General features: G+C 40.1%; 23 protein-coding genes. 12 read left to right on the top strand and 11 right to left on the bottom strand.

What is annotated here, in order from left to right; translation table 11 throughout:
- Positions 1–175: 175 nt before the first annotated feature.
- A complete protein-coding gene (locus AC5JMK_RS20495; RefSeq protein WP_096677584.1) occupies positions 176–712 on the bottom strand; it encodes a P-loop NTPase family protein in 537 nt (178 codons plus the stop codon).
- A 356-nt stretch (positions 713–1,068) separates the two neighbouring features.
- On the opposite strand from AC5JMK_RS20495, the gene AC5JMK_RS20490 reads away from it, so the two are divergent.
- The 6 genes from AC5JMK_RS20490 (at position 1,069) to AC5JMK_RS20465 (ending at position 5,905) form a co-directional block, all read left to right on the top strand.
- On the top strand, positions 1,069–1,629 hold the full coding sequence (locus tag AC5JMK_RS20490; RefSeq protein ID WP_096677585.1) for an adenylate kinase family protein: 561 nt from the start codon (positions 1,069–1,071) through the stop codon (positions 1,627–1,629).
- A gap of 128 nt (positions 1,630–1,757) precedes the next feature.
- A complete protein-coding gene (gene rph, locus AC5JMK_RS20485) occupies positions 1,758–2,510 on the top strand; it encodes a ribonuclease PH (protein WP_495910909.1) in 753 nt (250 codons plus the stop codon).
- 231 nt (positions 2,511–2,741) lie between these two features.
- Entirely contained in the window at positions 2,742–3,470 is a 729-nt protein-coding gene (gene pgl / locus AC5JMK_RS20480; protein WP_096677587.1) for a 6-phosphogluconolactonase, read from the top strand.
- A gap of 227 nt (positions 3,471–3,697) precedes the next feature.
- Positions 3,698–4,633: a double zinc ribbon and FHA domain-containing protein gene (locus tag AC5JMK_RS20475; RefSeq protein ID WP_096677588.1), complete on the top strand. Its 936-nt coding sequence runs from the start codon at positions 3,698–3,700 to the stop codon at positions 4,631–4,633.
- Positions 4,634–4,675: 42 nt separating this feature from the next.
- Positions 4,676–5,032, top strand: coding sequence for an FHA domain-containing protein (locus AC5JMK_RS20470; RefSeq protein ID WP_096677589.1), 357 nt, complete (start codon positions 4,676–4,678; stop codon positions 5,030–5,032).
- Positions 5,033–5,155: 123 nt separating this feature from the next.
- Positions 5,156–5,905 carry a M50 family metallopeptidase gene (locus AC5JMK_RS20465; RefSeq protein WP_096679206.1) on the top strand — a complete coding sequence of 250 codons (750 nt, stop codon included), beginning with the start codon at positions 5,156–5,158 and terminating at the stop codon, positions 5,903–5,905.
- Between the two features lie 28 nt (positions 5,906–5,933).
- Here AC5JMK_RS20465 and AC5JMK_RS20460 read toward each other — a convergent pair whose 3' ends face one another.
- From AC5JMK_RS20460 to AC5JMK_RS20445, 4 genes are all read right to left on the bottom strand, one after another.
- Positions 5,934–7,727, bottom strand: a complete 1,794-nt coding sequence (locus AC5JMK_RS20460; protein WP_096677590.1) for a ShlB/FhaC/HecB family hemolysin secretion/activation protein — start codon at positions 7,725–7,727, stop codon at positions 5,934–5,936.
- 695 nt (positions 7,728–8,422) lie between these two features.
- A complete protein-coding gene (locus AC5JMK_RS20455; RefSeq protein WP_495910908.1) occupies positions 8,423–9,109 on the bottom strand; it encodes a response regulator in 687 nt (228 codons plus the stop codon).
- Positions 9,110–9,623: 514 nt separating this feature from the next.
- On the bottom strand, positions 9,624–10,052 hold the full coding sequence (locus AC5JMK_RS20450; protein ID WP_495910907.1) for a hypothetical protein: 429 nt from the start codon (positions 10,050–10,052) through the stop codon (positions 9,624–9,626).
- A 144-nt stretch (positions 10,053–10,196) separates the two neighbouring features.
- A complete protein-coding gene (locus AC5JMK_RS20445) occupies positions 10,197–10,415 on the bottom strand; it encodes a hypothetical protein (RefSeq protein WP_495910906.1) in 219 nt (72 codons plus the stop codon).
- On the opposite strand from AC5JMK_RS20445, the gene AC5JMK_RS20440 reads away from it, so the two are divergent.
- Both AC5JMK_RS20440 and psaK read left to right on the top strand, forming a co-directional pair.
- Positions 10,414–10,704 carry a helix-turn-helix transcriptional regulator gene (locus tag AC5JMK_RS20440; RefSeq protein ID WP_495910905.1) on the top strand — a complete coding sequence of 97 codons (291 nt, stop codon included), beginning with the start codon at positions 10,414–10,416 and terminating at the stop codon, positions 10,702–10,704. The genes AC5JMK_RS20445 and AC5JMK_RS20440 overlap by 2 nt on opposite strands.
- Before the next feature lie 143 nt (positions 10,705–10,847).
- Complete coding sequence (gene psaK / locus AC5JMK_RS20435; protein ID WP_096677594.1) at positions 10,848–11,108, top strand: photosystem I reaction center subunit PsaK; 261 nt, start codon at positions 10,848–10,850, stop codon at positions 11,106–11,108.
- Positions 11,109–11,251: 143 nt separating this feature from the next.
- Here the strand turns inward: psaK and AC5JMK_RS20430 are convergent, their stop codons facing one another.
- Together AC5JMK_RS20430 and AC5JMK_RS20425 are read right to left on the bottom strand one after the other, a co-directional pair.
- A complete protein-coding gene (locus AC5JMK_RS20430) occupies positions 11,252–11,548 on the bottom strand; it encodes a hypothetical protein (RefSeq protein ID WP_096677595.1) in 297 nt (98 codons plus the stop codon).
- 255 nt (positions 11,549–11,803) lie between these two features.
- The gene (locus AC5JMK_RS20425) at positions 11,804–12,073 is read right to left on the bottom strand and encodes a hypothetical protein (RefSeq protein WP_495910904.1); all 270 of its coding nucleotides are present in this window, start codon (positions 12,071–12,073) and stop codon (positions 11,804–11,806) included.
- A 170-nt stretch (positions 12,074–12,243) separates the two neighbouring features.
- Here AC5JMK_RS20425 and AC5JMK_RS20420 point away from each other — a divergent pair, with 170 nt between their 5' ends.
- The gene (locus AC5JMK_RS20420) at positions 12,244–12,582 is read left to right on the top strand and encodes a P-II family nitrogen regulator (RefSeq protein ID WP_016858596.1); all 339 of its coding nucleotides are present in this window, start codon (positions 12,244–12,246) and stop codon (positions 12,580–12,582) included.
- Positions 12,583–12,637: 55 nt separating this feature from the next.
- On the opposite strand, the gene rdgB is transcribed toward AC5JMK_RS20420, so the two are convergent.
- Both rdgB and AC5JMK_RS20410 read right to left on the bottom strand, forming a co-directional pair.
- A complete protein-coding gene (gene rdgB / locus AC5JMK_RS20415) occupies positions 12,638–13,216 on the bottom strand; it encodes an RdgB/HAM1 family non-canonical purine NTP pyrophosphatase (protein WP_096677597.1) in 579 nt (192 codons plus the stop codon).
- Between the two features lie 102 nt (positions 13,217–13,318).
- Complete coding sequence (locus AC5JMK_RS20410) at positions 13,319–14,755, bottom strand: phosphoglucomutase/phosphomannomutase family protein (protein WP_096677598.1); 1,437 nt, start codon at positions 14,753–14,755, stop codon at positions 13,319–13,321.
- 336 nt (positions 14,756–15,091) lie between these two features.
- Between AC5JMK_RS20410 and arsM the strand changes: the two genes are divergently transcribed.
- Both arsM and arsS read left to right on the top strand, forming a co-directional pair.
- Positions 15,092–16,060: an arsenosugar biosynthesis arsenite methyltransferase ArsM gene (gene arsM, locus AC5JMK_RS20405; protein ID WP_096677599.1), complete on the top strand. Its 969-nt coding sequence runs from the start codon at positions 15,092–15,094 to the stop codon at positions 16,058–16,060.
- 528 nt (positions 16,061–16,588) lie between these two features.
- On the top strand, positions 16,589–17,575 hold the full coding sequence (arsS, locus tag AC5JMK_RS20400; protein ID WP_495910903.1) for an arsenosugar biosynthesis radical SAM (seleno)protein ArsS: 987 nt from the start codon (positions 16,589–16,591) through the stop codon (positions 17,573–17,575).
- Positions 17,576–17,794: 219 nt separating this feature from the next.
- Here the strand turns inward: arsS and ruvC are convergent, their stop codons facing one another.
- Positions 17,795–18,289: a crossover junction endodeoxyribonuclease RuvC gene (ruvC, locus tag AC5JMK_RS20395; protein WP_096677601.1), complete on the bottom strand. Its 495-nt coding sequence runs from the start codon at positions 18,287–18,289 to the stop codon at positions 17,795–17,797.
- Between the two features lie 350 nt (positions 18,290–18,639).
- Here ruvC and AC5JMK_RS20390 point away from each other — a divergent pair, with 350 nt between their 5' ends.
- The gene (locus AC5JMK_RS20390; RefSeq protein WP_096677602.1) at positions 18,640–20,010 is read left to right on the top strand and encodes a gluconeogenesis factor YvcK family protein; all 1,371 of its coding nucleotides are present in this window, start codon (positions 18,640–18,642) and stop codon (positions 20,008–20,010) included.
- A gap of 61 nt (positions 20,011–20,071) precedes the next feature.
- Here AC5JMK_RS20390 and pabB read toward each other — a convergent pair whose 3' ends face one another.
- Positions 20,072–22,366, bottom strand: a complete 2,295-nt coding sequence (gene pabB / locus AC5JMK_RS20385) for an aminodeoxychorismate synthase component I (protein ID WP_495910902.1) — start codon at positions 22,364–22,366, stop codon at positions 20,072–20,074.
- Positions 22,367–22,494: the final 128 nt, after the last annotated feature.

Raw genomic sequence — 22,494 nt, 5'->3', positions numbered from 1 at the left:
TGCACCCTAAGAGCTAGTCACATAAAGGCTTTGATAGTTGTCGGAGATGTCTAATATCTGACCTTGCTTTGTCAATAATTTTCCCAGTGTGTTTAAGTTCTCCTGATAATCGAGCAAACCGTCTTCAGAAACTGAAATACACTCCGCTTGCTGAAGATTTTCAGATCCAATCCCCTCAAGGCTGATGACTGCGACGGATTTCTGTAATTTGATCTGCCATATCTAGAATCGACTTGGGCATATCCAGTCCTGTGAGAATGATATCGACATGAGCCGGACGTTTTACCAAAAAGGCTAAAACCTCTGTTTCGGGAATCAAATTAAAGTTAATCGCTAAACTTAACTCATCCAGGACAACGAGAGAATACTTAGCTTCACATACGACCTTTTGTGTATGTTGCCACAACTTTTGTAAGGCTTGTGTTTCGCTTTCGTCGAGGTGTGGTGTATCGATACAACGAGGCAAATCGCAGCGAATCCAATCTAAATTTTGTCCCAATCGGATCGGGTGTTCATGACCTTGATTAATACCTCCTTTAAGAAATTGCACTACTAAAACTGGCGTACCTTGACCAGCGATTCTCAGTGCCTGAGCCATGACGTTAGTAAAAAAGCTACGATGTGTACTCGTGAAAACTTGCACGAGTCCCTCTATTGAGTATGGTAGATCAAGTGTCAAATTTGTGTTGAGGTTTTCTAGCTGGGCAACCATAGTTGAGTATTAAAAAAAATACAATAGAATAAGGAGTTTTCGCTGAGGTTTATTCTAGTAAGTCTGCCTGTATAATCAAACTATTTTTAAGAGATGTAGTCTATTTGGCAAGTCGCATTCTTAGTCAAACACTACCTCTGTACTCAAGTCAAGGTTTATGAAGATTTAAATTATGGTTTTGCTTATGAATTTGTTAGTAAAAATTAGAACACTGATTTTTGAATTTAAACCAAAGAAAAAAATAGGCAAAATCTCTGAAATATCCCGATAAACTTCTGAATTCTTCGGATATTAATTTTTTTCTAGAACCGCAAAACAGACTTAGACAATTGTGAAATTGACAGGACTAGGAGTTTATGGTTGTAAAATTAGTTATTCTAGGAGGTTCAGGAGCCGGAAAAAGTACACAGGCGCAAAAGCTGTGTAATCAACTTGAAATTCCTTTGATTTCCACAGGCGAACTATTGCGTCAAGCAATCGCTAACTTTAGCAACTTGGGTCGCCTTGCACAACCATACATAGCAACAGGGGAATTAGTACCAGATGAGGTGATTATTGAATTTATCTTGAATCAACTCAAGCAGCCTGATGCTAACCGTGGTTGGGTGTTAGAAGGTTATCCTCGGACAGCGTTTCAAGCAGAAGAATTAGATTTTTTGTTGGATGAGTTAGGGCAACAATTATCCTGGGCAATTTATCTACAAGTACCACAAGCAGTTATGGTCAGCCGTGCTTTAGGGCGTTGTCTTCCAGATGATCAACCAGAAATTGTCCAACGTCGTGTTGAATTATTCTACGATCGCACCATTCCCATCCTAGAATATTACGACCGTCGCCGTCGCCTCCTAACCATTAACGGCGACCAATCCCCAGAGATGGTACTACACACTATCATGAACCTGCTTGCTGTTTGTTAATTTTGCTTTTAATGGGGATCGGGGATTCTCCCCAATCCCAATCCTTAGATACTTATTTAAATTTCCTGAAACTGCGAACTAAAACGATACCCTGAAGGCAGTGTCTGATCAAATTTGAGGCTACTGCAATGGCTTGGCAGCGTCCAGATGGTCGAAAACCTTACGAACTGCGTCCTGTTACCTTTAATCAAGACTTTACTCGCTTTGCCTATGGTTCTGTTCTGGCAAGTTATGGTGAGACTAAGGTGTTATGTACCGTCAGTGTGATTGAAGGAGTCCCTAAGTTTCTTGCTGGTACTGGCAAAGGTTGGTTAACTGCTGAGTACCGTATGTTACCAACTGCTACTCAGCAAAGGCAAGAACGAGAATTTTTGAAATTGTCTGGACGAACTCAGGAAATTCAACGTTTGATTGGACGTAGTTTACGAGCAGCAGTAGATTTAGAATTGCTGGGAGAACGTACGCTGACTATAGATGCAGATGTTTTGCAAGCAGATGCTGGTACTAGAACAACAGCAATTACAGGTGGGTTTGTAGCCCTAGCACATGCAATTTCTAAATTATTGCAGCAAGGAGTTTTAGAGCGATCGCCTCTGGTTGGACAAATAGCAGCTGTTTCTGTAGGATTACTACAGGAAGAGCCTTTTTTAGATTTGAACTATGTTGAAGATGTTGCCGCTACAGTAGATTTTAACGTAGTGATGAATCAGCACTTGGGAATTATTGAAGCCCAAGGAACTGCGGAAGAAGGCTCTTTTAGCCGTACCCAGCTCAATCAACTGTTAGATTTTGCTGAAAAAGGAATTCAAAATTTATTAGCTTCCCAACGAGAAGCGATCGCTGATTGGCATCAAATATATCAGTTATCAATGAATAGTTAAAAAACTGATAACTTTTAACTGATAACTGTCATTGTTACTGATGATTTTTATTAAGATTCGGCAAGATTTTATTAAATTGCCGTAATTGATTTGAATAAACAAGTGTTATCTGCTGTCTGAAGTCCAGAGTCCAGAGTCCAAAATCCAAAGCTTGGTAATTTGACCTTGACTTTACAAAGTCAGTAATTTCGATATGGTAATGCTGGAAGTCGCCAATATAATGAGGAAGCGATGAAGAGAAAAATTGAGGTTTTACCAGATAAAACAGCCTTAATAGCGCGAGTTCAAGAATTGATCCTCTCGCAAATTCAGGCTGCTATTGAACAACGAGGAAAATTTAGCATTGCCTTATCTGGCGGAAGTACACCTAAGCCATTGTACGAAGCGATCGCCACCCAAAATCTCCCTTGGGATAAAATTCATGTATTTTGGGGGGATGAACGTTACGTTCCGCCCGATCATCCAGATAGTAATGAAGGTATGGCACGTCGTGCTTGGTTAGATCGCGTCAACATACCAGCAGCTAACATTCATGCTGTACCCACCACTGAGGGTGATCCAGCAGTATCTGCGGCTAAACATGAAAAAGAACTGCAAGAGTTTTTTCGCTCTTCACCTGGAGAATTTCCGGCTTTGGATGTGATTTTGCTAGGAATGGGTGATGATGCACATACAGCTTCTTTGTTCCCACACACAGAAGCACTCAAAGTACGCGATCGCCTAATCACCGTAGGCAATAAAGATGGTAATTCTCGCATTACCTTTACCTATCCATTTATTAATGCAGCCAGATGCGTTATTTTCATAGTTGCTGGCGCAAACAAAAAACCAGCGCTTGCTGAAGTTTTCGCACCAGAAGCAGATAACTCTACTTATCCATCCCGCCTCATTCAACCCGAAGGTGAACTGTGGTGGCTACTGGATGCAGCAGCAGGTGAACAGTTAACAGTGAACACTTAACAGTTACCAACATTAAAAATAATCTAATCACTGATAACTGATAACTGATAACTGAATTTAACTACTTGTTAAAATCAGAAACTAGAATCTCACGCTCAATAGCCCACAACGAGGATATGAAAACCTCTTAAGCGATCCCTGATCCCCGATCCTTATTTTCAAGCTAGAGTTGTGCCTCTGCTTGTCAGCCCTATTGTACGATGACCTAAAACAAAGGTTTAATTTCCATGATCGTCTGCCCTAACTGCAATCACCACAACCCTGATGGCGCTACCCAGTGTGAAGCTTGCTATACCCCGTTACCAGCGACTACTAACTGTCCTAGTTGTGGGGCAACCGTGCAGGCAGATGCTTCTTTTTGTGGACAGTGTGGCTATCAACTGCGTACAGGTAATGTAACGCCAGTAGCAGCAACCGTAGCACCTGACATTCCTGTGGAAGTAGAACCGTTAGTTGCACCTGATTCACTTATACAATCGCAACCTGCATCAGTGAGTGGATCTGCCAGCTACACTACGCCTGACTCCCCACCTTTGCCACCAACAGCTGTAGCATTTCCTTCAGGAGAAAGTAGCCCACCACCACCTCCAATTCCAGCTTTTAATGCTGAGGAAACCAGCCCCTCTCCACCACCAGCACCTCCAGAACCTCCAGCATCAGTGCCTCCTCCAACCGTTGCAGCCCCACCACCAGTAGTTGCCGAAGAAGAGAGTCCAGTACCTGAAATAGAGAGTGAAATAGAGAGTGAAAGTGAGCCAGCACCCCAACCCGCGCCAGCACCATCGCCCCAACCCGTGTCATCACCACCTACTGCTTCGAGAACGCAATTACAGCAAGTAACTGCACGGCTTGTCCACGTCCAAAGCGATAGGCAAATTGAATTACCACAGAATCTGTCTGTAATTCATATCGGTAAGCCTAATGATCGGATTCCACCCGATGTGGATGTTTCTGGGTTTCCCAACTCAGAAATTGTTTCGCGAATACACTCAGATATTCGTGTAGAGGGAGACGCTTACTATATTGAAGATGTAGGCAGTTCTAACGGTACTTACATTAATAATTTGCCTTTATTACCTGGAAACAGACATCGCTTAAGATCAGGCGATCGCATCAGCTTAGGCAAAGGAGATCTGGTGACATTCATCTTTCAAATCTCCTAAAGGGTCAGCTATAGTGGAGGAGAATTGATACAAGCCTAGCGCGTGATTACACTTATCCTCCTGCACCCACTACAACCTATTCCAGCCCAAAGCTGGACTTTTGCAGACGACGAACCAGCCATTTTTATCGGACGAGCGGCGGATAATCATGTTGTTCTCTATAGTGCTGTGGTTTCCCGTCGCCATATAGAAGTAAGACGAGTGGAACATGGCTGGGAAATCGTCAATTTAGGTGCGAATGGAACTTATGTAGATGGGCAAGCAATTGTGAGAGTGTCAGTTACCGATGGAGTTATCCTCCGCCTAGCTCGTTCAGGACCACAAATTCAAATCCGTTTAGAAGTACCAACAAGTGTGTGGAGTACGTCACTAGTCAAACAATTTGGGATTTTGGATTAATATGTCCTCCTTGTCCCTTTTGTCCCCCTTTCCTTGTCCTCAATTTCCTACTTTCAGCAAGCAGCTAGGATAGATAAAAAAGCAACTTCTGCTTTTGGGATCACTACCCAAGGAAAAAAACCCATGAGGGAATCAAATAAACAACATCAACCCTTATTAGCTAATGAAGCTCCACCAGAGGTTGAACGCATGGGGCTTACCTGGCTGATCACAGCAGCGATCGCAACAATCATCCTGTGGCAATTTTCGGTGGGTGAGTATATTTTATACCCATTTACTATCCTGGCGACTTGGTTTCATGAAATCAGTCATGGCTTAATGGCTCTAGTTTTGGGAGGAAGCTTCCAACAATTACTGATTTTTCCCAACGGATCTGGAGTAGCATATTATAGCTACAGTGGCAGTTTATTACTAGGGCCTCTTGGTCGTGCTTTAGTTGCAGCAGGTGGGCCAATGGGACCACCTATTGCTGGTGCGGCTTTAATCTTGGCTTCCCGTAGCTTCAAAACTGCTTCGTGGAGTTTAAAAATATTAGGTGGCTTTTTAGTATTATCAACGGCAATTTGGGTCAGATCCCTATTTGGATTAGTAGCAATTCCCTTATTGGGTTTAATTATTCTAGGTATTGGTCTAAAAGCACCACGTTGGATGCAGGGATTCGCGGTGCAATTTTTGGGCGTACAAGCATGTGTAAGTACTTATCACCAACTTGATTATTTATTTAGCTACAGTGCAGGGCCTCTAGGGATATCTGATACTGCCCAAATTCAGCAACAATTACTTTTACCTTACTGGTTTTGGGGAGGCTTGATGGCGATCGCATCTTTAATTATTCTTGTGCAGAGTCTCCGCCTTGCTTATCGTAGATTGTAGGGGCGTAGGAAGACACTACCCATCATGTTCAAAAAGGATTGACAATGATGGAAAAGTACAAACCGTTTTCTTGCCAAGAGTCTTTATCCTCGGAAGTAACTGAAATCAAAGGAATACCCCAATCGAGGCGAGCGGTGAGATTGTCTTCAAGTTGTAGTCGCAGCCCTAATCCAACAGATAGTAAGGTATTGCTGTCGAGTTCAACTTCAAATTCCGATCTACCAGAATCATTCCAACCATTGCCAAAATCCACAAAGGGAGCCACCTGCAAAAAGTTGTTGCGTCCTGAGAAGCGAACAACAGGAATTCGTACTTCCGCAGATGCAAAAATACCGTTATCTGTCAATAAAGCATCTTGACGATAGCCGCGCACGGAATCTAAACCCCCAATCCCAATTTGTTCAAAGGGAACGAGTGGTCTATCTGCTAGTTGTACATCACCTCTTAGTACTAACAAAGTGTCGCGATCCAATAAACGCACCCACTGCGCTTGTCCTCTCCAGGCGACAAAACGACTATCGGGGAAGGTTTCGTTGATGGTGGCATCAAAAAGATCAAGTCCGACACTTAACTGAGAACGCATAGCAAATACTTGCAGGCTATCACGAGAGACCCATTCTTGAAAAAAGCGCACAGCGGTTACTCGTGTTCTTCCCTCAGCATCTGTACCTGTCCCTGGGAAAGGTACTTCGTCATCCAAAAATGTGGCTTTGCTGCGACGATGACTTGCTGTTATGCCTAAGATAAATTCTTGAGTAGGTTTTTGTATTATGGGCTGACGCAGTGATAATTCGTAGTAATTAGAGTTTGATTGAATGTCAAGAACATCAAAGGGTCTTTCTGTAACTTTATTGTCAGAAAAACCATAGCTAAATGACAAGGTGCCATTGTACGGGTTGAGGGGCAGTGTATAATTTAAGTCAAAGGCATTACTACCATCTGTATTGGCGTAAACAGCGCTAATGCTATCGCCCCATCCGAACAGATTGGCTTCGTTTACTTGTATTTGCCGACGAAAAGTGCCGACAGCTGGCGATCGCCCATTGTCCAAAATCAACTGTACGTTAAAAGTATTGGCTTCTGTGATTCTTACTTCCAGTAAGCTTTGTCCAGGACGAGATCCGGCTGACAGTTCTGCTGATAAGGTTTCAATTAAGGGATTAAATTGTAATAACTGCAATGCTTCTAACAAGCGATCGCGATTTAGTGGTTTGTTTATAGCAATAGCCAGACGACTTTGCAAATATTTAGGGTTAAGTTTTTGAGTACCTACAACTTTTATGTCTTCTAGCTCACCCTCAAGCACCCTAATTTCCACTACACCATTCTGCAATTTTTGCGGAGGAATATAAGCTCCAGATGTAATGTATCCTTTATCTACATAAAATTGAGTAATTTCTGAACGAAGTTGGAACAGTTGTCTAAAGCTAATAGGGCGATTTGTAAAATGTTTAGTAATTTTGTCAAAATCTTCAGGACTAAAAACCGTACTACCTGTGATTTTAAATTTTTTCACGATGATAGTTTGAGGAATTTCACCGCTTGGGATTGTTTCTGGAGTTGGAGTTGTTGTACCAGGGGGTTGCAATAATTCTTCTGGAGGTGGTAGTGGTGACTGTTCTGGTAAAGTCTGATTTGAGGGAGGTTTACCAGGTTCAGGTCTAATATTTGGAACTTGAGCAGTTGTGTGGTTTGGTATTCGCGTTGTTTTAATAACTTGGGCTTTTAGTGGCTTGATTAGGGTTGCACTAAATATTATTACGACACTCAACCAACACCAGTATTGGTAAATATTTAATTGGAATTGAATTTTACTGGACATGGTACGAGTTATGTGACAGGGTGATGCCAACAATGAAATAGCCCTGCGTATTTTTGGCTTTGTGTTAATTTTTTGAGATTGATTATTATTCTCTTAATCTACTTTTATTTTGTTCTAACAAATAAACTTACAGCAGTTTTCAAGTAAATGAGGTACATCTCTGATTGAGTGAAAAACTTTCTTATAATTTATGACCGAATAGTCTGTACCTCATAAACCTGCAATACGCTGTATATAAGTACTTGGGTGGGGAAACTCCTCCAATTAAGCCGACTCACCGAAAGAGGAAAACCAAACAGTGATGTTTGGAATCCCACTGGCTAAAAGCCAGTGGGAGGATGTCAAATGATTGTTTATAATTAATGATTAATTAGTCTCAAAGCTTAAACTAAAAGTGAGTATAGTTGCAAGTACTTACATTGCATACTACATCAAAAAAATTTGTTAAGTTGATGTAACTAAAATAACCCTTGCTATCGCGGATAAATATTGATTTTTTTCAAAAAACAGGTTTAAGAATACTTTTAATCTCAAATGGCATCTTGCACTTAGTGCGTATTCGTACTAAGTGCAAGTCATGATTTAATGACAAAAAACAATAATTTTCTGATTCTGAACTAGTAGAACCATTAGCCAAACCATCAAAAAAAATGATTTTTGCTGGTTATATATTAGTATTAATATTCAAGATTTTTTCAATCTATTAAACCGGCTTCCCTAGCACGAATTTGAGTTATGATTCTGATATTTTTGCCTTGGTTTTTTAATTCGTGACAATCAATTCCTAAAGCGTCTTGTAGTTTATCCCAGTAGTGGCGCACCATGCGTTCTGATACACAGATATTTTCTGCGATCGCTTTATCTTGTAACCCTTCTTGAAAAGCTAGAGTCAACAGTCTTAAACACTCTGGTTTAATTTCTAATTCAGAGTAGATAGACTGAAGATCTTTGATATGGGTTAGTCCTTGTAAAGCCCAACTAACTCTGATGAGCATTTCTTTACTGGAAAGACTTTTATCAGCTATTGTAAAGCCTCCTTTGTGTGTGTCAATTGTAGATTTGATTCGCACTAGTTTTTTTACATGTTCGCTTTGAACTACAATATTAAGCTTAGGATACTTATTAAGCATATCTTGGAGTAATTGCATACCCGTACTAATTCGTGCTACGACTCCTTGTTTTTCTGGTAAAAAAATATCCATCACAACTAGGTCAGGTTGCAATTGCAAAATTTGATTTAAAATCTTTTCAGCAGTTTTAGCAGTCACAATTTTTGCATCCGGGTACTGTGAGTGTAGTAACCTGAATACTCCACTTAGACACATTTCATGACTATCTATCAACAAAATTTTCAGTGTATTATCTGATAAATCTTTGTTCATGCTGTGTTCTCACGTTTCAATACTTTATGGAATTGAATTGATTTCTGCTACATCGCCGCAGAAAGTTAGATTACTGTCATGATGTGAAAACTCAAACAATCAAACATAACTCAAAAAATTAAATATTATAGCTAGATTTCTATCAATAGGATGAATTTAACCTTCAAAATACGTCTATTTGTCATCTCTCTAGTAATACTCCTCAAATCAATGAAGTTATTACGCATTATTTAACATAATGTTACAATTAAATTTATAGAAAATATTTGTAAGATTAAGTACTAATAGGGAAAGATGGGAAGCGATCGCTACCTAATTTCATATATGGCATTCCTAAATGCTTCGGGAATAAGCTGTTCAGCATTTAAATCGAGCGAGCAATCTCGACACAGTAAGCAGTATAGCTCTCAAAAATCCTAGTTTAAATGCACATCAGCTTAATAAAAACCCCAAATTTTTGAAAAATCGGGGTTCCTGTTTTCTGAATTTGATAAAATTCAGATAATATTGATCATTAATATCTACTACTAGGTAAGAAAATTAAATCAATGGTTTCACCTACAACCAAACCCAACGCAGCTAATAAAGTTAAAAACAATAATGCGTCTCGTTTGCTAAAACCAGCAAAACGGAGTTCTATTTCTGCTAAAACTGTAGTTGCTAATGGTGTAACAATAAAAGTAAAAAATATTGGCAAAATTGCTACTACAATAACCGACATACTCAACACAACGGTAACAATTAAAACTTGAGAACCATAATCCAACAAACGATTTAACCAAGTGATACTCCGCCCAACTAAAGCTAACACCAAAGCAACTACCAATACTCCTACAAGCCAAACAATATGATGAACAGATAAATACCATCCTAAAAAAGCATAAGCCAGCCAGTGTAATAATAGAGTTATCAAAGGAAACTGATTAAAAATTTCAATATTCATAATCTAATTGTTAATATAAATATTATTTGTTCAAATAGATAATAAACCGCATCTAACTTGAAACCCATAGTTTTTTCTTAATCAGATTTTACTCTCAAATTCTATACTTTTCCCATAGGTTTCAAGTCAGACGTAGTTTAAGTATTAATTATCAAGCGTCGGCGTTTGCTCGTTGCGCGTAATAGTGAAGATACCAATTACAATCAACCAGAGTTCCCACATCATGAACCCAATTGGTGTAGTTTCAAACATGGGAGTCTGGGATATAACAGTAGCAAACAGTTCTGTTTGACCTAAAATCCAAAAAGGGACAGTCGCAAGTCCCATCCATCCCACCCAAGGCTTGAATAAAGGCGATCGCATGATTGCCATACTAACTTGTATATGGGAGAAGCCTTCAATTGAGGCGATCGCTCACACTTTAGCCATGAGCGTTCGTAATCTTCAGCGAGAATTGCAAGCTGAGGGTACATCTTATCAGCAACTTTTGGATGAAACACGCAAACAACTTGCTCTACGACATCTCAAAAAGCCCAATATCATGATTGACGATGTTGCTTTTCTACTTGGTTTTTCAGAATCGAGTGCATTTCATCGTGCATTTAAACGTTGGACAGGAAAAACGCCACGAACATATAGATTAATCAAATAATTTTTGATCCATAGACATAGACTGTAAAGTAATTAAAAAAAATGTTAACTATTAATGCAGATTTCAACTTTGGATTGTTTTTTTTTGGTAAGAAGTTCACATGGTATTTTTAACGCAATCACAATTGTAAGGAGAAAATTCAGTTGCTGACATCTACTTTACTAGCGGCTGCAACCACACCTCTGCAATGGAGTCCAGCAGTTGGGTTGACCATGATTATCTGCAATATCCTTGCCATTCTCTTTGGTAAATTCACCATCAAGTACCCCAATGCAGAACCGGCTTTGCCTTCAAACCAGTTCTTTGGCGGTTTTGGAGCGCCAGCCTTACTGGCTACTACCGCTTTCGGTCATATATTGGGAGCAGGTGTGATCTTGGGTTTACACAACCTGGGAAGATTTTAATTTTTGTTCCAGAAGCAACACAAGTGATTTGCCGTATTCATAATTTACGGTTAAAGCTACTGGGTTGATGATTTTTTGTCTCCGATTATGAGTCAGAGAATTCACTCTCTGACTCTTTTTTTGTTGCGCTCAAGATGAATTTGCTACACTGGCATGGGAGTTTGACCGCGCATTTGGCGTAAAGCATTGATGCAAGATGGGCAATCACAGCCAAATAAACTTATGGCTGTATCGCTTTCTTCTTCACTAAAATTCATTTCAACTATGTCACTGGAATTGTTATTTTGAGCCAACTTCATTTCTGGTTTGGGTAGTGCAGCAGGAGTATTACTTACCCGTGTACATACCAGACGGCGAGTTGCAGAGTGGGGAGACTCCAGACAAGAAACATGGGTTTGGGTTGAATTCACTGTTTGATTTGCGCGTGCTGGTTGAGTCATCATCACCATAGACAGCATAGACGCAAACAGTGCGGGGCTAGAAAGCAAAAAGAGAGCTAATTTTCTGTTCATTACTCAACAATTTTGGGGATTAACGAAAGCAGAATAGATAGTATTCTCACATTTGTATGGTTAGTGTTCCGTAAATTCTATATAAAGTTGTGTGATCTGATAACCCCAAGATTACCGAAAAGTGGTTATGAGTTTATTTGTTTTTTGTGATTTATGTTTGCAAGTCCACTTTTTTAGTAAAAATTACTGGGAATTAAATCCAACTTTGAGCGATACTCCAGAAGAGTCACTTAGTGAACGCACACCACCAAACATAATGAAATACTCATCTATAAATGAAGCCAAGTTTAAGGCATGGACTAAAATAACAGTTGCCAAGTTCCCAAAATATGGAATTGGAAACAGGACATTCCAACGCTCAAATCCTTTTACATCTAGCGAACAAGAATTTACTTCTGTTACATAAGCTACAAAATAGTGATAAATTAATATGGAACTTTGCCAATTACCCATTACCAATTACCGACACTGGTGGATAATATATGTATTCAAGCGGACATTATATTCAGTATTTTGTATGTATCGACACTTTTTGACAATTATGGGTTGCGTTATCAGTTAAAGCTTTGGACAAAGGATCTGGTTATATAGATAGAAGCTACTAAAAAGCAGGAGCGAAACTAATGAGGAAAGTAGAAGCTATTATTCGTCCATTTAAGCTTGATGAAGTGAAAATTGCTTTGGTCAATGCTGGTATAGTTGGCATGACCGTTTCTGAAGTTCGAGGATTTGGGCGACAAAAAGGGCAAACAGAACGCTATCGCGGTTCGGAGTATACGGTGGAGTTTTTGCAAAAACTCAAACTAGAAATTGTCGTAGAAGATAACCAGGTAGATATGGTTGTAGATAAAATTATCGCTGCTGCCCGGACAGGTGAAATCGGCGATGGTAAAATATTTATCTCGCCAGTTGAACAAGTTGTGCGGATCAGAACTGGAGAAAAGAATACAGAAGCAGTCTAAGTTTTGTTAGTTGTTGGTGGTTAGTGGTTAACAACTAACAACTAACACCTACCAGCTATGCTTGTAAATACGGCAATTTTTGAAGTAAGCTTGCAAAAGCCTTGCCGCGATGGCTGATACTACGCTTCATCTCTGGTGTCATCTCAGCAAAGGTCTTTTGCATTTGAGGGACGTAAAAAATCGGGTCATAGCCGAAACCACCATCGCCACTAGGACTATAGAGAATTTCACCACGACAAATACCTTCTGATTGTAAAGCGATCGCACCATCAGGACGAGCGATCGCCACTGCACACACAAATTGAGCTTGGCGCTGCACCTGGTCACCTAACTCTCGTAATAATCTAGCAATGCGTTCAGCATCGGTTTTGCCATAACGGGCAGAATACACACCTGGTACACCGTTGAGAACATCTACTTCTAAACCAGAATCATCTGCGATCGCCCAGTTACCTGTTACTTTTGCAACCTGTGATGCTTTCAGACAGGCGTTAGCAGCAAATGTCTCACCTGTTTCCTCAATTTCCAATTCTTCTGGTTTGAGTTTTAATTCCCAACCAGAATTAGATAGGTAAGCTTGCATTTCCCGCAATTTACCTGGGTTTCCTGTGGCTACTACGAGTAATTTAGTCATTGGTCATTGGTCATGAGGCTGAAGATTATAGAGGTATCGTATCTTTACTTAGCTTTCCTTTCCAGAGAGCAGAACAAAAGACAAATAACAAATGACTAAATATTATTCTGCCCAATGTTTTGCCCAAGCTAAGGTTTGATGTACTTGTTCGAGGGTTGAAGCTTCGCAGTAGAGGCGTAAAACTGGTTCTGTACCACTAAAACGAATCATCAACCAACTATCATCAGCTAGGCGGAATTTATAACCATCTATTGTTTGGCAATTTGTGACTGTTTTTCCAGCGATTTCTTTTAATGGTTCTGTTTGCAATTGTTGTAAAAGACGACTCCGCACTTCCATACTTCCTAGGGGTAAGTCAATGCGATCGTATGCAGAACTAAAGCCTGTTTGTTGTTGCAATTGACGGTAATAATCGCTTAAATCTAAGCCTGATTCGACGATCGCTTCGAGTACATATAATGCTGATAATAGTGCATCACGTTCGGGAATATGGCTACCGTAACCTATTCCTCCTGATTCTTCCCCACCCAGTAACACTTGGGCTGCTAGCATTCTGTCTGCAATGTACTTATAACCAACAGGTGTTTCAAATACTGACAGTTTGTGCAATGCTGCGACACGAGGAATTAAATCAGAACCACTCACGGTTTTGACTATTTCTCCTGTGAAATTGCGTCGCAGGGTCAAGTGGTCAATTAAAATTGGGACGAGAATTTGCGAACTCAAAAAATTGCCTGCACCGTCTACAGCTGCGATGCGATCGCAGTCACCATCAAACACCAACGCCACTGTTAAACCTGTAGGGTTGTGTTCTCGGTGTGTTTTCATTACCCCGAACAGACGGGAAAGGTATTTAGGTAAAGGTTCTGGCGCTCCACCTTCAAAAGTCGGATCGCGATCGCTATTGATTTCCTTAACTGCATCGCCTAATAGTTTTCCTAGTCCACCAGCAGCAGCACCATGCATCACATCAGCAAATACTGTCAGCTTTCCAGAGGCTATAGCTTCACGAATTTTGCCTATATCAACTTTACTTTCTAGCTCTTGACAATAGCTTTCCCAGGGATTGAATTGCTTTATCTTACCTGGAGTAGAGGCAACTGGTACTTCCTCTTCTAAAAGCGCTTCTATTTCTTGGGTTACTTCTGGCGGTACAGAACCACCGAAAGCACTTTTAACTTTTAATCCCAAATATTGTCCTGGATTGTGACTAGCAGTAATCACTAGCGCTCCCAAAGCATTGTGTTGCTTTGCAGCCCAGCTAAAAGCTGGCGTTGGTGCAAAGGTTTCGCTAAACAAAACATCAAACCCTGCTGCTGAGACAACATCAGCAACTTTTTGGGCAAAGTTTTCTGCCATAAAGCGGCGATCATAACCGACTACAATTGTGCGATCGCCGACTTTTTTACCGTAGGTATTGAATAGTACTTTTGCGGCAACTGGCGCAACTAGGGCTAGACGTTCAAAAGTGAAATCATCGCCAATCACGCCGCGCCAGCCATCGGTACCAAACTTAATTGATTTAGCTGCAACTGGCATTGAAGTATCCCAATTTTAATTTAGGAGGATTGTAGCATTTACACAAAACACTCAGTAAAAAAAGATTCAAGTATCAACAATGTTGTTAAATTAAATGAAATTAAATTTGTAGTTAGGGCTAAAGCCTTAATCAATTCAAGCACTAAAGTGCTGACAACGAACTCATCAAAATCAAAATAAAATTGACAAGACAAATCAGTGATGACAGAAATCTAAGTAAAAATGTTCCGCAAAGCAACATTAATCTCAGCAAAAACTCATCAAATAGAGTTTCAAATATATTAGGATCACAAGGCTGGTTCTAAACCTAACACACACTTGAGATCATCCAAAATAATGACTTATCTTGAAACCGCAGCACAATTTTACAGTCAAGTTGCCCAAACACCGGAAGTAGGACTTTGTTGTGTGCAAAGTACACCTCTACAACTACCTGGATTAAAAATTCCTCAACCAATGCAGGAAATGAATTATGGTTGTGGTACAACTGTTCATGCAACAGAACTGGCAAACCAGCCTAATGTACTGTATGTCGGTGTTGGTGGAGGCTTAGAAGCCTTACAATTTGCCTATTTTTCCCGACGTTCTGGTGCTGTGATTGCTGTTGATCCGGTTGCAGAGATGCGCCAAGCTGCTACACGTAACCTGGAAATTGCAGCTACAGAAAACCCTTGGTTTGATCCTAGCTTCGTAGATATTCGTGCTGGGGATGCTTTTAATTTACCTGTTGATGATGCTTCTGTAAATGTTGTAGCTCAAAATTGCCTTTTTAATATTTTTGAACCAGAAGATTTAACCCGCGCCTTGCAAGAAGCATATCGGGTACTAAAACCAGGTGGACGTTTGCAGATGAGTGATCCGATTGCGACTGTTCCTATACCAGCACATTTACAACAAGATGAGCGTTTACGGGCGATGTGTTTATCTGGCGCTCTCACTTATGCAGAATATATTGAACGCATCATCAATGCTGGTTTTGGTCAAGTAGAAATTCGCAGTCGTCGCCCTTATCGTTTGTTAGATTGTCAAACTTATAATTTGTCAGAACCATTACTTTTAGAAAGTCTTGATTCAGTATCTTTCAAAGTGCCTATTCCTGAAGATGGGGCTTGTATTTTTACTGGCAAAACAGCAATTTATGCAGGTTCAGAACAATTTTTTGATGATGGTGCAGGTCATATTTTACAACGTGGTCTTCCAGCAGTAGTATGTGATAAAACTGCCGCTAATTTTGCTGCTTCTATGGCAGACGAAATAATTCTTACTGATTCCACATGGCATTATGATGGCGGTGGTTGCTGTTAAATAATAGGAAGTTCAAGCGCTCATTTTTTGCTCACCAACTCCTCAAATTTTTAGCTCATAACTCTTGACAAAATCCTTACCATTACGAATGAAACAGCCCTGGGGATGAAAGGGGGTGGGAGGTTGGGAGGGGTCAAAATAATGTGCAGCTTCACAGGAAATTGGTATAAGGGTTTAAACTCTTACAGGAAAATCAAAAACTTGATTTACGAGTCGAAAACCTGATTTACGAGTCGAAAACTTGATTTACGAGTCGAAAACCTGATTTACGAGTCGAAAACTTGATTTACGAGTTGAAAACTTGATTTACGAGTCGAAAACTTGATTTACGAGTCGAAAACCTGATTTACGAGTTGAAAACTTGATTTACGAGTTGAAAACCTGATTTACGAGTTGAAAACCTGATTTACGAGTCGAAAACTTGACTCATCAGAAAATCCCACAACCAAGCATGAAAATCTCTTCCTCGAACGCGAGTGTATCTTCGCTCTCCAATTTCCAATCCCTATTTTCAAGATAAGTCTAATTATGATTCAAACATCCATAACACCTTTCAAACATAAACTTTATTCACCTTTAACAAAACAACAAATTACCGTTTTACAAATTAACTTAGGAAAGCGCTGCAACCTGGCTTGTAGTCATTGTCATGTAGAAGCAGGGCCAAAACGTACAGAAGAACTTTCTCCCGAAATCTGCCAACAATTGATTGAAGTTATTCGCACATTTTCCCAGATTAAAATTGTCGATTTGACAGGGGGTGCGCCAGAAATGAATTATGGATTTAAGCCATTAGTTAAAGCAGCAAAATTAGCCAAAAAAGAGGTGATAGTTAGGTCTAATTTAACTATTTATTTTGAAGATAGATTTGGTGATTTACCAGAATATTTTGCTCAAAATCAAGTAAGAGTGGTTGCTTCTTTACCCTGCTATTTAGCAGATAATGTTGATAAAATGCGTGGTAATGGTGTGTATGATAGTTCTATCAAAGCGCTGCAATGGCTGAATAAGCTTGGTTATGGCAAAGAACCAAGTTTGATTTTAGATTTAGTGTATAATCCTCAATTAGCTTCCAGCGAAAAATTTTCCTTAACTCCAGATCAAGTCAAACTAGAAAAAGATTACAAAGTGTTTTTACAAGAAAAATTTGGGATTATATTTAACAATCTTTTCACTATTACTAACCTACCAGTAGGTAGAACTAAACTACATTTAGAACGCAAGAAATTATACGCGCCTTATTTGCAGTTTTTAGAGTCAAATTTCAACCCCAACACTGTAGAAAATTTGATGTGCCGTGATCAACTGTCTGTTGATTATCTCGGTAATGTGTATGATTGCGACTTCAACCAGATGATGAATTTACCTGCAAAAACTCACGATGGTGAAAATCTGGCGCTCGCCAAATTACTAGCAGTTGGTAGCTTAGATTTGATTGATGAAATCCAAACAGCAGCTTATTGCTACGGTTGTACTGCTGGGTGTGGTTCTAGCTGTGGCGGTTCTTTGGTGTAGATATTAGAAGATAGGTAGAGTAAGCGATCGTTAACAACCACTAACTAATCACAAAAATCTTGTTACAAAAACTGTTACGAATGCGTTGAGATTGGTGAATCATCGTTATGATGGGATGTAGTTAAGCTCCTCACACCACATTAAAAGTCGTAAAACACTTGTTTTGCGGCTTTTTTATGTCTGTTGTACAGTGATCAAGTCCCCTTGATTTTTTATACATTATAAATACTGAAACAAAGCTGTCAAAGCAACAGCCAAAGCATCTGCGGCATCATCTGGATGAGGGATATAATCTAAATTTAATTCACGCGCTACGGCTTGTTGAACTTCATATTTTTCTGCATTGCCATATCCGGTTAATGCTTGTTTAATTTGAGCTGGGGTAAATTCTAAGTACGGAAGATTGTACTGGGCTAGAACTAACATGATGACACCCCGTGCTTGAGCAACTAGGATAGTATTGCCCATGCGATAGAAAAATAATTTTTCAATTGCTACTAAATCGGGTTGTAAATCCTTTATCAAAGTGTGTAAATCTTCGTACAATGTGCGTAGCCTTTGTCCCATTTCTGTACCAGCCTCTGTACTAATAACACCGAAATCTAGCATATCTACTGAGATATCTTGCTGCTGAGGTTGGTTTGATTTGTGGATAATTGTTCCAAATCCCAACTTTGCTAATCCTGGATCTAATCCTAAAATTCTCTTTTCCATGAATTTTTAATCAACTCAACCAAAATTTTGTGTTCAGGCGCAGATTGGCAACTTTGACAGGGTGCTTTCGATCTACTAAGAGTGTAGGCAATACGCTTGGGTAAAGGTTAAAAGTCAAAGATCAAAAATTAAAGGCGGGAAAAGTGTAGTTTTATTCTTTCCCCCTTGTCCTTCTTGTATTTTTTGTCCCCCTTCCCTTGTCCCCCACCAAATTTATCAGACTAATTGTGAAACGGTACTACACTCTTTTTTGTGATCAAAAATGTGATAATCCCACATTTGGGATATTGACCAGGTAGTTGTAAATTTTCTGTTAATTATTTAGTTTTTACTATCGCTCCTTTTTAGGTATGTCACTTGGTTTTTTAAGACAAGCCCTTAAAACTTTGCAAAAGCAGTCGCGCAGTCGCACTCCCCACCGAGTTAATCAGTGGTTCAAATGGTTATCACCAGGACTCTCGGTGAAACGTTGGTTTTTAATTAGTATTGGAGGTGTATTACTCGCATCGCTGGGTTTGGCAATTTGGATTAAATTAACGCCGATTTTCTGGGCGCTAGAGTTAGTGAGGGGTTTTTTAGGAACAATCGCCGAAGTTATACCCAACTATATCAGTGGGCCTTTAGTTCTGCTGGGTGGTTTATTGTTGCTACTTTGGGGACAAACTCGTACAGTAGGCTCAATTGCTGAAGCGCTACGATCTGATAATGAAGAAGAATTAGTAGATATGCTGCTGGCCCATCGCCGATTGTATCGAGGGCCGAAAATAGTTGTAATTGGTGGTGGAACCGGACTTTCTACATTACTCAGAGGACTCAAGCGTTACAGCGCTAATATTACTGCTATTGTTACTGTCGCTGATGATGGCGGATCTTCCGGGCGCTTGCGTCGGGAATTTGGGGTTTTACCACCTGGAGATATTCGCAATTGTTTAGCAGCACTGGCGGATGAAGAAAAATTACTTACAGAACTATTTCAATATCGTTTTCAAGTCGGCGATGGTTTGACTGGTCACAGTTTTGGTAATTTGTTCTTAACTGCGATGAGTGAAATTACCGGAGATTTGGAACGAGCTGTTGCTGCTAGTTCTAAGGTACTTGCTATCCGGGGACAAGTTTTACCAGCGACTCTGAGTGATGTGCGTCTGTGGGCTGAGTTAGCTGATGGTCGTCGCATAGAAGGAGAGTCTAAAATTACCGAAGCTGGAGGTAATATTGTTAAGATTGGCTGTCTCCCTGAAAATCCTCCTGCTTTGCCCGCAGCAATTAAGGCTATTAAGGAAGCTAACTATATAATTATGGGGCCTGGTAGTCTGTATACTAGCGTCATTCCTAATCTGTTAGTACCAGAAATTGCCGATGCGATCGCAGCTTCTGAAGCACCCTGCATTTATGTCTGCAACATTATGACTCAACCAGGCGAAACCCAAGGATTTAGTGTTGCTGATCATATTCGCGCAATTGATGCTGCTTGCGATGGTCAACGTTTATTTAATGCTGTGCTGGTACACAAGAAATCTCCTTCAGAACGCGCCCTCATACGTTATGCACAACAACAGTCCCATCCCGTCTTTTTAGATCGCGAAGATGTCACCAAATTAGGGCGAAGGATTGTTTTAGCTAACGTCATGTACGAAGATGAAACAGGTTGTGTGCGTCACGACCCCCAACGACTAGCAAAGGTGTTATTGCGGTGGTACAGTGGAGCGCAACACAGCAAATGATCATAACAGCCATCAGGGTAAATCCTAAACCAAAGGCGCTTACCTCTTTTTAGCTCTTGATTTATGCAATTAATTTTTCATAAATATCAGCAGTTGTTGTTTCTAATCCTAGAATGGAATACATATCTGGCTCAGACGTTCCCTGCATCGTCAGTACCATAGCTTGGATTAAAGCTTTCGCTTTGAGTAGCGTTTCCTGAAACTCCATCTCAGGATTAGAAAGTGCTATAATTGCGCCACCGATACCGATAGAGGTTTGATCAGGAGTCAAAACAGCAGTCCGAATGACAATATTCAAATCAGCCGAACCATTCAAACCCAAAAAGCCGATCGCTCCGGAATACACTCCTCGCGCCTCTTGTTCTAAGCGATCAATAATTTGTATGGTGCGGATTTTGGGCGCGCCAGTCATCGATCCTCCTGGAAATGAGGCCTGAATGCAATCCACCGCTTGTAAGTCTGATCGTAACCGCCCCCGTACTGTTGTTACCAACTGATGTAGTGTTGCATAGGTTTCTACATCCATTAATTTTGGTACGTGGACACTACCAACTTCACAGACTCGTCCCAAATCATTGCGTAACAAATCCACAATCATGAGATTTTCCGCCCGGTCTTTTTCGCTGTTGCGTAATTTTTCGCGCAGGATAAAATCTTCTTCTGGGGTTTTTCCTCGCGGTAGCGTTCCTTTTATGGGCTTAGTTTCTATCCATTTTTTTCGATCAATCTTTAAAAACCGTTCTGGAGATGAGCAGGCGATCGCAAGATCACCAAAATGCAAAAATGCAGAGTAGGGAGCAGGATTGATTTGACGTAATGTGCGATAGAAAGTCAATGGATCAGGAGTCGCATCGGTGTGAAGCTGATTCGTCAGACAAACTTGATAAGTTTCTCCTTCATGAATTTCGTCTAAGCATTGATGAATATCTTGAATGTAAGTTTGGTGAGTGCGATGCAAATGAAACTTAATTGGCTGTTGATTTCTCTGGTGTACAATCTTTGGGAGAGGAGCAAGGGTTTCGAGTTGTTGTTGGATAGTGTCAAACCAAGTTTTTGCCGTTTCTACCTCTTGTGTTTGTCCTTTTTTGACTAGTTGCAGCAAATAAAGACACTGTTGTTGATGATCGATCGCAATCATGCGATCGGCAAGTAAAAAAATAGCATCAGGTAAAACAGAAGAATGCACTAATTGCGATCCGCACTCTACCTTAAGTTCATAGCCAAAATAGCCAATAAACCCACAGTTAAAATCAAAAGGTAGTTCATCCGATTGACAACGCCGATAATCTAGTTCTCGCTTGAGATATTTAAAAATACTTTCGCTACGACGGATTACCGTACCTGATTGGGCGATCGTGAGTTCTTGGTCATGAGTATAATATCGTACTAATAAACTGTTTGCCCCACTCCCATCACCCATAAACGAAAAGCGAGATAAACCGGGTTCCACAGGGCTACTATCTAACCAAAAGGCATTTGGTGCATCCCGAAAAATATGTATAAATATTTTTTCTGTATCTGGGCAGATATTTAACTTGCGTGTATATAGTTCAAACTTCTCGCAATAAGGTTCGGTTAAGGATTTTTCGTTATAATTTTGGGATTGTAGAGACGCGATATATCGCGTCTCTGGTGGGTTTAATGTAGATCGATTTGTCTTATCCGAATCGTATTGAAACTTCTTGGACTGTTTTTGGTCAGGATGATTTATAGCAGAACTAACAGATCTATATTTTGTAAAATACTTCTTTGCTGAACTTTGTAACAGTTGATCTTTAAATCGCAGCGTTATATCTCTAAAGTTTTCGAGCAATTTTTGCCCATATTCTGTGCAGATAGACTCTGGGTGAAACTGCACACCCCAAAAAGGTAAATACCGATGATGCAATCCCATCACCAGTCCTGCTTCAGTCCAAGCAATCTTTTCTAAACATTCAGGTAGTTCATCAGCAACTAACAAAGAGTGATAACGTACCACTGAAAACTGATTGGGAATGCCTTGAAACAATTCAGAACCATTGTGAAATATTTTACTGATTCTACCATGTCGAACTTCCGGAGCATGAATCACCCTACCACCATGTAAATAGCCAAGTCCTTGATGTCCCAGACAAACTCCCAGTAAGGGGATATTCACGTTTTCAATTATTTGTTGGCAAACTCCAAAATCTGCTGATTTTTCTGGACGACCAGGCCCTGGAGAAATCACAATATTGTCAAATGCAATCTCTTTAATTTCATCCCAGTTAAGCTGATCATTACGAATCACCAGAGGCAATTCTCCATTTACCTCCCCAATCATTTGGTACAGATTAAAGGTATAAGAGTCATAGTTATCAATAATTAATGTTCGCATGAAAAAGTAACAGCAGAATATTTATGGTGATCGAAAATGTCAAAGTAACAGACATCTCCAGAAATTAATTATGCGTTACCCGAAATCTTTGTACCAGACGCGCAGCAAGATCCCGCAGGGTAATTTCG

The sequence above is a fragment of the Pelatocladus sp. genome (genome assembly GCF_059505505.1).
This window is presented reverse-complemented; position numbering and strand designations above follow the sequence as displayed.

What these genes read in the sequence shown, in the direction of transcription:
- AC5JMK_RS20495 (WP_096677584.1), bottom strand. Translation starts at nt 712, where the DNA reads ATGGTTGCCCAGCTAGAAAACCTCAACACAAATTTGACACTTGATCTA.
- AC5JMK_RS20490 (WP_096677585.1), top strand. Translation starts at nt 1,069, where the DNA reads ATGGTTGTAAAATTAGTTATTCTAGGAGGTTCAGGAGCCGGAAAAAGT.
- rph (WP_495910909.1), top strand. Translation starts at nt 1,758, where the DNA reads ATGGCTTGGCAGCGTCCAGATGGTCGAAAACCTTACGAACTGCGTCCT.
- pgl (WP_096677587.1), top strand. Translation starts at nt 2,742, where the DNA reads ATGAAGAGAAAAATTGAGGTTTTACCAGATAAAACAGCCTTAATAGCG.
- AC5JMK_RS20475 (WP_096677588.1), top strand. Translation starts at nt 3,698, where the DNA reads ATGATCGTCTGCCCTAACTGCAATCACCACAACCCTGATGGCGCTACC.
- AC5JMK_RS20465 (WP_096679206.1), top strand. Translation starts at nt 5,156, where the DNA reads ATGAGGGAATCAAATAAACAACATCAACCCTTATTAGCTAATGAAGCT.
- AC5JMK_RS20460 (WP_096677590.1), bottom strand. Translation starts at nt 7,727, where the DNA reads ATGTCCAGTAAAATTCAATTCCAATTAAATATTTACCAATACTGGTGT.
- AC5JMK_RS20455 (WP_495910908.1), bottom strand. Translation starts at nt 9,109, where the DNA reads ATGAACAAAGATTTATCAGATAATACACTGAAAATTTTGTTGATAGAT.
- AC5JMK_RS20450 (WP_495910907.1), bottom strand. Translation starts at nt 10,052, where the DNA reads ATGAATATTGAAATTTTTAATCAGTTTCCTTTGATAACTCTATTATTA.
- AC5JMK_RS20440 (WP_495910905.1), top strand. Translation starts at nt 10,414, where the DNA reads ATGATTGCCATACTAACTTGTATATGGGAGAAGCCTTCAATTGAGGCG.
- AC5JMK_RS20445 (WP_495910906.1), bottom strand. Translation starts at nt 10,415, where the DNA reads ATGCGATCGCCTTTATTCAAGCCTTGGGTGGGATGGATGGGACTTGCG.
- AC5JMK_RS20430 (WP_096677595.1), bottom strand. Translation starts at nt 11,548, where the DNA reads ATGACTCAACCAGCACGCGCAAATCAAACAGTGAATTCAACCCAAACC.
- AC5JMK_RS20425 (WP_495910904.1), bottom strand. Translation starts at nt 12,073, where the DNA reads ATGGGTAATTGGCAAAGTTCCATATTAATTTATCACTATTTTGTAGCT.
- AC5JMK_RS20420 (WP_016858596.1), top strand. Translation starts at nt 12,244, where the DNA reads ATGAGGAAAGTAGAAGCTATTATTCGTCCATTTAAGCTTGATGAAGTG.
- rdgB (WP_096677597.1), bottom strand. Translation starts at nt 13,216, where the DNA reads ATGACTAAATTACTCGTAGTAGCCACAGGAAACCCAGGTAAATTGCGG.
- AC5JMK_RS20410 (WP_096677598.1), bottom strand. Translation starts at nt 14,755, where the DNA reads ATGCCAGTTGCAGCTAAATCAATTAAGTTTGGTACCGATGGCTGGCGC.
- arsM (WP_096677599.1), top strand. Translation starts at nt 15,092, where the DNA reads ATGACTTATCTTGAAACCGCAGCACAATTTTACAGTCAAGTTGCCCAA.
- arsS (WP_495910903.1), top strand. Translation starts at nt 16,589, where the DNA reads ATGATTCAAACATCCATAACACCTTTCAAACATAAACTTTATTCACCT.
- ruvC (WP_096677601.1), bottom strand. Translation starts at nt 18,289, where the DNA reads ATGGAAAAGAGAATTTTAGGATTAGATCCAGGATTAGCAAAGTTGGGA.
- AC5JMK_RS20390 (WP_096677602.1), top strand. Translation starts at nt 18,640, where the DNA reads ATGTCACTTGGTTTTTTAAGACAAGCCCTTAAAACTTTGCAAAAGCAG.
- pabB (WP_495910902.1), bottom strand. Translation starts at nt 22,366, where the DNA reads ATGCGAACATTAATTATTGATAACTATGACTCTTATACCTTTAATCTG.